Here is a 6,950-nt window from a genome sequence, read left to right as displayed (position 1 = left end):
GGGAATAATTCGAGAAATTGATTGAGATTTAGACATGAGATTTTGAGAGAGGTTAAATTTGTTGATTAGTGAAGCGATCGCCTATATCTATAAATTGATAATTGAGACAAATAGAAATAGAGACATAGTAAAAAAGCTAAAATGAAATTCTTGAAATTTTGGTGAGAATGAAAATCAGTATTATGGGAATAATTCGGGAAATTGATTGAGATTTACACATCAATTTTTCAGAGAGGTTCAATTTATTGATTGTTGATAAATTGCTAATATCCATAAATTGAGAATTTAGACAAATATCAATAGCACTCTTGTGAAAGACCTCAAATTCAATCCTGGAAATTTAGTGAGAGTTGAAATTAGTATTATGGGAATAATTCGAGAAATTGATTGAGATTTAGACATGAGATTTTGAGAGAGGTTAAATTTGTTGATTAGTGAAGCGATCGCCTATATCTATAAATTGATAATTGAGACAAATAGAAATAGAGACATAGTAAAAAAGCTAAAATGAAATTCTTGAAATTTTGGTGAGAATGAAAATCAGTATTATGGGAATAATTCGGGAAATTGATTGAGATTTACACATCAATTTTTCAGAGAGGTTCAATTTATTGATTGTTGATAAATTGCTAATATCCATAAATTAATAATTGAGATAAATAGAAATAGGCATATAGTCAAAAGGCTAAAATTCAATTCTTGAAATTTTGGTGAGAATGAAAATTAGGATTAGGGGAATAATTCGAGAAATTGATTTAAATTTAGACATGAGATTTTAAGAGAAATTAAAATTGTTGATATTTGAGCGATAGCTAATATCTATAGATTTATAATTGAGGTAAATATAAATAGTGGTATCGTGAAAAATCTAACACTCAATTCTTGAAATATTGATGACAGTTTAAATTAGGATTAGGGCAATAATTCAGTAAATTGATTGAGATTTAACCATGAGATTTTAAGAGAGATTAAAATTGTTGATATTTGAGCGATAGCTAATATCTATAGATTTATAATTGAGCTAAATATAAATAGCTAAGATTAAGGATTAGTATTTGATACTATACTTCTTTTTCACAGTTGTCAATTTTAAATAAAAGTTCTAAATCTGGTCTAATCTCGGATAATATAATAAAAATTAAAATAAGAAAGTAAAATTTATGGTCAGTCAAAAAAACTCAAATAAATATCAAGAAGAAGAAAATGAGGATGAGGAAGAATTTTCTGGAAAAGATAATTTAACTTATGACCCCGAGAAAATTAATATTATTACTAGAGAACCCACAATTGAACAGTTACTCAGAAGAATAGATGAAGAAGTTCTTAATTTAGCTCCTGATTTTCAGCGTCATTCTGATATATGGAAGGATGATGTTAAAAGTCGATTGATTGAATCAATTATTATTAGAATTCCTTTACCAGCTTTTTATATTGATGCAACTGATGAAGAGCAATGGTTAGTTGTAGATGGTTTACAAAGATTATCAGCTTTAAAGCAGTTTATGAGTGATAATAATCTACCTTTAACAGGTTTAGAATATCTCGCCAATGAATTAGATGGTAAAACCTATCAAGAATTACCCCGTAAATATCAACGTCGCATTCAAGAAACTCAGGTTACAGTTTATCAAATTGCACCTGGTACACCACCTAAAGTTAAATACAATATTTTTAAACGTATTAATACAGGAGGAGAACGTCTAACTAATCAAGAAATACGTCATGCTCTAAACCCTGGTAAAACACTTAAATTATTAGCTGAAATTGCTAAATATCCAGAATTTACTAATGTTATTAAGCCCAGTGACAAACTAATTAAGCGTATGGGAGACCGGGAATTTGTACTAGGTGCTTTAGCAGTAATGCTGACATCTTACAAATATTATGCCAGGGAAGGAAGAGAAGAGTTTTTAGACAATGCCATGAAAAAAATCAATAATTTATCTGAATCTGAAATTAAAAAATTTGCCAATAAATTTAAAAATACTATGATTGTTTGTCAAGAAATATTTGGCGATGAAGCTTTTCGTAAGCCAAAAAAACAAAAAAGAAATCCAGTTAATAAGGCATTATTTGAAACCTGGTCATTTCATATTAGTCAGCTTAATTCTCAACAGACTCAAAAACTCAAAAATCGGAAGCAAGAATTAGTAGATAATTTTGCAAAATATGTAGACAAAGACAAAGAATTTTTCAAGTCTATATCTCAAGTTCAAGATAAAATAGAATATCGTTTTGAAACTATTGAAAAAATCATCAATGAGGTTATAAATGATTAGTTCAGTACATTTGAAAAACTTTAAACCTTTTCCCAATCAGTCTCTCTTATTTAAACCACTAACTTTACTTTCTGGTCTTAATAGCACAGGTAAATCTTCCGTCTTACAAGCATTACTTTTAATGCGTCAATCTTATCAACAAGGTTTACTACAAAATCAAAAACCTGGTTTAGCCCTTAACGGTGATTTAGTCTGTATTGGTACTGCTCAAGATGCACTATTTGAAGGAGCAAAAGAGGATTTTATTAGTTTTGAAATTGTTTGGCGAAATGACAAAAAAGGAATCTGGAATTTCTCCTACGACCGAGAAAAAGATGTTCTAAATCTTGCCTCACCATCTGTTACTCCCGATATCTATAAACTTAGTCTTTTTAATCAAAAATTCCATTATCTTCAAGCTGAACGTTTAGGTCCGCGTTTATTTTCTCAAATGTCAGATTTCCAAGTACAACAACTCCAACAATTAGGAGCAAAAGGTGAATATACAGCACACTTTTTATTTATTAATGAAAATCAAACTATACCAAATCCTACCTTAGGACATCCAGAAGAAGAATCCCTAATTTTAAGAGAGCAAGTCGAAGCTTGGATGGGAGAAATTAGCCCAGGTACGCGCCTAAAAATTAATGCAAAACAAGATATAGATTTAATGAGTCTTCAATATTATTATGGAGATAGTAATCCTTATCGTTCTACTAATGTTGGATTTGGAATTAGCTACACTTTACCAATTATTGTGGCAATTCTTTCTTCTCCACCTGGCACTTTAATTCTAATAGAAAATCCCGAAGCACATCTTCATCCGAAAGGTCAAGCAAAAATGGGAGAATTATTAGCTCTTGCTTCTAGTTGTGGAGTACAAATTGTAGTTGAAACTCATAGCGACCATGTTTTAAATGGAATTAGATTAACAGTTTATAGAGGAAAACTTGACCCTGAAAAAGTTCAATTACACTATTTTGACCGCCGAAAACAAGGAACAGAATTTATCACTGAAGTAATATCCCCCCAGATAGACCGAAACGGACGAATAGATCAATGGCCAGAAGGTTTTTTTGATGAATGGGATAATAGTTTAGAAGCACTTTTAGAACCCAGAGAAGAGTAAAATATGGATTTAGAAATGGTGCTGAATGAACTTTCTCTACAGACTCATGTTGCTGATATTCCCGCAGCGCGAAAATTAATGTCAGAGTTAATTCAAACTCTAATTCAAGCCAAAAGATTAGGTGTAAAAATACTTCGGACTGACAGAGACCTTAACTATATAGAGCTTGTTCCTAATTATCCTATAGCAAGTTGGCGTAACGACCGGGAAGTAGACAGAGAGGAGCGTAGATTTTTTCGCTCTCTTATCACTAAAGTTCCTCTTTGGAGTGATGTTACTGAAGAAATTAAAGATAAATTTGATTTGTCTGAAGTTCGGCATCAAGGAAAATTAGCAGAAGGTATTCGTTTTGCTTTAATTAGTGATTCTCTTGCGGTTAGTTTGTTATCCGAACCCCAATGGGATATAGATTTTTTGGAACTTCAGGTAACAGAATTAGACGAAAATGAACAGTTAACTGACTACTCGGAAAAAATTGTTCATACTAGTCGAAGTAGTCATGTAAAACAACATACTGAATGGATTCAAAACCGTATTCAAAATATACTGTTTAGTAGGCAAGTTGACGGCCAAATACTTTGGGAACGTAGAGAGGAATTTTTTCCTAGTTTAATATTCTGTGAACAGGTTAGTCAGCAATTACAACATCTAAATATTGGTAACCCTATTTTACAGCAAGTAAAGAAACGATTATTTGAACTAGAACAATACTGTAAAACTTGGAAAACCGGAGCTTTTAATAAAAATCTTCTCCCTAGCAAAACAACTCCAGAAAGTGACTCAAGAATTCAACAGTTTAGACAAGAATTAACTATTAAATGTCCTGACAACCAAGAACGTCTTTTTAGTTGGCATCTCCGCATGACTCCTAATGCTTGGCGACTTTATTTTTCTGAAGATTTAGGACCTGGAAAAATCATCATTGGTTATATAGGTCTTAAGCTAAAATAGGTAAGCATTCAGCATTCAGGAGTCAGCATTCAGCAGTCAGCATTCAGCTATTAACTTATTATCTTAGAAGGAGAATTCAAAATTATGTTTGCGTAGCACTCCGCAGTCAAGAAAAATGTCACTAACTTACTAAAGTTAGTTATTACTTCTAAAAGCTGTTTTCGCAGCATTTCGCAGGAAATGTTTACTAAAATAGTAACAATATTTTTAATAGTTAAATCCATATAGATATTAACCAAACTCAATGAGTAAAAATTCTAACTTTCCCATTCCCCAATTTTCTAACATTTGTGGCATCCTCACAATTATAACTCTATTAATATGGCTCCTCAGAGGCTTCAAAATTCTAGCATTTTTACCAGGAGGAGTGATTTTATTTCTAATTTTCTTATCCATAACAACTGGTGTAATTAGCCTTTTACAACGACCACATTAATTCAGACTTTTTTTGCCCTTTTTTCTCATACTTCTATAACTTACTAAATAATTAGGGTTTGCTGAATAAATATAAAATAATTGTCAGATAAAGGTTTTAGCCTTTTTAGGTATTGAAAAAGTACATAGTTTTCAGCTCTTCATGCTCATGCATGGAGCGCATTTTTAGCGCATAGTTGGGCAAAAAAATTCTCCCCTACTCCCCTACTCCCCTACTCCTCCGCTCCCCTACTCCTTTGACTTCATTATCCCGTGCCATTGCCTCCCCTACTGTTACATTTAATTGTGCCCCAATTAATACTACCAATGAACTAATATATAACCACAACAATAAAATAATAAAAGTACCAATAGTTCCATAAGTTCGGTTATAGTTGCCAAAATGAAAAACGTATAAACGAAATAAATTAGAAGCTCCTGCCCACATTAATGCTGATATAACTGCACCAGGCATAATAGGTGTGCCTTTTCGCCTAATACTCGGACCAAAACGATACACAAAAGCAAAAGCTGTCGAAACTATTCCTAAAGTAATCGGCCATCTTAATTGACTCCAAGTTTCTAATAATTGTGACTTCAAAACACAATTATCAACAGGTTCTTGAAATAAACAACTAGCAACCTGGTCAGGGGGACAATTTGGTAGAGTTTCTAGTAAGCAACTTTGCCGAGCAATCATGTCTACAATTAAGTCACTAACTAATACTAATCCAGAGGCAATAATTAATAATATTAGAGTACCAATAGTTAGTCCTAAAGAAACTAACTTTGCTTTCCAAAAAGGTCGTTTTTTCTCAACAGGAACTTGATGAATTTCATCGAGAGCTGCCATCCCTGAACTTAGTACGCTAGAAAATATCCATATTGAGCCAATAAAACTGAAAGAAAATATTTCTCTGTTGGGGGTTTTCAGAATTTCATCAACAGCACTGCTAATTAAAAATCTTACTTGATTAGGTACTATATCTGTTAGTAAAGTACCCATTTGTAATAGAGGCGATCGCAAGGATTCAAATAATCCAATTGCTGAAATTATTGTTAATAATCCTGGAAATAATGCTAGCATAGCATTATAAGCCATCTCAGCTGATAAGCCCGATAATCTGCTTTTGCCAGCACAAATACATACTTGTTTAATAGTATGAAAATTTAGATGAAGGATGAACTGAAAAAAGCGAATTATTCGCTTCAGTATATGCTTGACGACAGTTTTTAATATCGTCAATATTATGGCATAACCACGTTTAGCAATTGGGGTTAATAAATTTAAAAATCGCTGTCTATTGGAGCTGTTTAAAACCTCTCGCAATGTGGCAGAATTAAAATGACGTAAAAAGTGGAGAAAGCTCATAGGGCTTTTAGGCCAAAAAGATTATTTGAGTTACTTGTAGTAGAGAATAATTTGTTAACTAACAAAAATTTCAAGACAACAATTATAAATTTATAAATTTCGGAGCATGTACCAAGATAAATTACTTTATTTCAGGTAAAAATTAAAAGTAAATAGTAATCTTTGTATAGAAAAAAATTGCTAAAAAAAATAAACATTAAAGTTATACAAAGACAAAAGTTTTCTAACTTAGGGCTTGCTGATTAAATATCAAAGCATTTATAGACAAAGGTTTTAGAGTTTTTAGGTCTAAAAAAGTGCGCAAGTTTTCAGTCTAAAATACTCAAAAAGTTAACATTTTGGGAGGATTATGGTAGAAAAATCAAGGTAGTATTATTCTGACTATTTATTCTATAATTCCCATTTATCCTGACTTCTGGATTCTGGATTATGGCTCCTACCTTTACCAAAAAACTTTATTCAGCAAACGCTAATTTAGGCATAATAAATATATACTTTTATAAGTCATTCTACCAATTTTAACAAGTAATTTTACAAAAATATTTTTATAGGGAATAGATATTTTTAGCAACTTATTGATTTAAATGAAATTTACTCCTCCTTTAATTTTAATGTAATGTAAAAGTAAGAAGTATGTTCTTAGATTTATCTCTAGGAGTTTAAAATTAAGATATTTTGCTTAATAATGATAATTTTAGTAGAGTACATTCATTAATTAATAATGGATAATTACCTCTGATTAAAACCGTCCTTGATTGAATATCAGGAAATCTGATTTTTTCTCTTGATCAATGGTCGGCCAGCGAGTAGACCTCACTATCCCACC

At 31.6% G+C, this 6,950-nt stretch carries 5 protein-coding genes; 3 read left to right on the top strand and 2 right to left on the bottom strand.

The genetic code is table 11. The features are described 5' to 3' along the window. The first annotated feature begins 1,160 nt into the window (after positions 1 to 1,160). The 3 genes from AC3DU7_RS01605 to AC3DU7_RS01595 are packed head-to-tail and all read left to right on the top strand — an operon-like array spanning position 1,161 to position 4,338. Positions 1,161 to 2,279 (top strand): DUF262 domain-containing protein, encoded by a 1,119-nt coding sequence (locus tag AC3DU7_RS01605; protein ID WP_488037622.1) that lies wholly within the window; start codon positions 1,161 to 1,163, stop codon positions 2,277 to 2,279. Further along, positions 2,272 to 3,387 (top strand): AAA family ATPase, encoded by a 1,116-nt coding sequence (locus AC3DU7_RS01600; protein WP_488037621.1) that lies wholly within the window; start codon positions 2,272 to 2,274, stop codon positions 3,385 to 3,387. Before AC3DU7_RS01605 ends, AC3DU7_RS01600 begins: the two co-directional genes overlap by 8 nt. Positions 3,388 to 3,390: 3 nt before the next feature. Then, positions 3,391 to 4,338, top strand: a complete 948-nt coding sequence (locus AC3DU7_RS01595) for a hypothetical protein (protein ID WP_488037620.1) — start codon at positions 3,391 to 3,393, stop codon at positions 4,336 to 4,338. A 231-nt stretch (positions 4,339 to 4,569) separates the two neighbouring features. Here the strand turns inward: AC3DU7_RS01595 and AC3DU7_RS01590 are convergent, their stop codons facing one another. Together AC3DU7_RS01590 and AC3DU7_RS01585 are read right to left on the bottom strand one after the other, a co-directional pair. Next, a complete protein-coding gene (locus AC3DU7_RS01590) occupies positions 4,570 to 4,734 on the bottom strand; it encodes a hypothetical protein (protein WP_488037619.1) in 165 nt (54 codons plus the stop codon). A 235-nt stretch (positions 4,735 to 4,969) separates the two neighbouring features. After that, on the bottom strand, positions 4,970 to 6,124 hold the full coding sequence (locus AC3DU7_RS01585) for a YihY/virulence factor BrkB family protein (RefSeq protein WP_488037618.1): 1,155 nt from the start codon (positions 6,122 to 6,124) through the stop codon (positions 4,970 to 4,972). Between the last annotated feature and the right edge of the window lie 826 nt (positions 6,125 to 6,950).

This window comes from Okeania sp. (assembly GCF_983059655.1).
The sequence above is the reverse complement of the archived record's forward strand: the minus strand, read 5'-3'. Positions and strand labels throughout refer to the sequence as shown.